The sequence below is a fragment of the Methanococcoides seepicolus genome, assembly GCF_023684405.1.
GTDB lineage: Archaea > Halobacteriota > Methanosarcinia > Methanosarcinales > Methanosarcinaceae > Methanococcoides > Methanococcoides seepicolus.
Window position 1 is genome coordinate 1 of sequence record NZ_JAGSOI010000131.1, and the last position, 1664, is coordinate 1664.

Sequence of the window (1664 nt, forward strand, 5' to 3'; positions counted from 1 at the left end):
TTACAAGTGTACATTAAATGTCAGGTATAAGCAGTTACACTCCACAAGCGTACATATTTTGACATTCTTGAATGAAATGTTAAAGATAAGGAGTTGATGCTATGGGTGATATGCCGTTTACTCTCAATGCTCATGTGAGAGAAAGGTTGGCAAACTGGGATAATGGGCTTAGTGTAAATGGATAACTTACATGTAAACTCAATAGCAGTAACAGGTTTTGCATTATGAAAGGCAATATCGATAGCAACAGAGGAGTTTAGTAATATTCCTTATATTAATATTCAGGTGCTATATAACCGATAATAATATCACTAATACTCCTGAAAAGTATTTTATTGTACTTTGCCCTTTATAGGAATTGTAAATGTGAACGTACTTCCTTTTCCAACTTCACTTTCAACCCAGATTTCCCCGCCATGCATTTCAACAAACTTCTTGACAAGTGCAAGACCAAGACCGGTGCCCTCATACTTTCTGGCAGTTGAAGAATCCACCTGTTTGAAGGTCTCAAATATTTCACCGTGTTTATTTTTGGGAATACCAATACCGTTATCCGATACAGAAATCTCCATCATATTATCATAATTTGCAGCACTGATCTATATACGCCCATGCTCAGGTGTAAACTTCAAGGAATTACTTAATAGATTATACAAGATTTGTTTCATCCTTAATCTGTCAGCATAAATTTCGATATTTTCAGAACGAAACTGATTACAAATTTCAATGTTCTTTTTATATGCCATATGTTTAATTGTATTTTCCACATCACGAATGAAGGAAGGTAAACTAAACTTTTCACATTCAAGTTCTACTTCCCCACTTTCGATTTTCGAGATATCAAGAATATCATTGATCAGGTCCAGTAAGTGTTTCCCACTATCCGTAATATTTCCAGAATACTTGATCTCTTTTTCATTCAGGTTACCGAAAGGATTGCTATTTAGCAACTGTGAGAAACCGATGATGGAATTAAGAGGGGTGCGTAGTTCATGACTTATGTTTGAGAGAAATTCGGTCTTAGTACGGTTAGCAGTTTCCGCCACAAGCTTTGCGTTGAACATTGCATCCTCTGCTTGCTTCCGCTCTGTGAGATCTCTAGAAGTAGAGAGGACAGCTGGTTTACCATCATACTCAATAATGCGATTGCTTAGTTCTATAGGGATAGGAGTGCCGTCTTTACAAATAGCTACACTTTCAAATATAGAACGTATTCCCTTTTGTAATTGCTTAATATTATCAGTTACATTTGATGCATATTCTGAAGAATCCAAATCCATTATCGACATAGTCAGCAGTTCATCTCGGCTGTATCCTGTGAATTCGCAAACAATGTCGTTCACTTCCAAGATGGTACCGTCCAAATCGTATATTAGGGTTGGATCATTAGAATTATTAAAAAATGTTCTGAACTTCTGTTCAGATTTTTGTAAAGCAGTTTCTATCTGTTTCTGCTCGGTGATGTCCTGTATTGTCCCACACATCCAAATCGCCTGGCCAGCTTTATTAAAAGTAACTTCACCTTGCTCATGAACAATGCGTTCTGAGCCATCTGGCAAGAGAATGCGGTAGTCAATACTATACGGTTTATTTTCATACACCGCTTTATTTATAGCGTCCTGAACAAGCATTCTATCATCAGAATGGACGGAATTTAGAAACGC

2 protein-coding genes are annotated in these 1664 nt (G+C 36.9%); both read right to left on the reverse strand.

What is annotated here, in order from left to right; genetic code table 11:
- Positions 1 to 332: 332 nt before the first annotated feature.
- Positions 333 to 575: an ATP-binding protein gene (locus KDK67_RS14015; RefSeq protein ID WP_250869465.1), complete on the reverse strand. Its 243-nt coding sequence runs from the start codon at positions 573 to 575 to the stop codon at positions 333 to 335.
- Positions 576 to 599: 24 nt separating this feature from the next.
- On the reverse strand, positions 600 to 1664 hold a 1065-nt coding region (locus tag KDK67_RS14020), incomplete at its 5' end, for a PAS domain-containing hybrid sensor histidine kinase/response regulator (protein WP_250869466.1).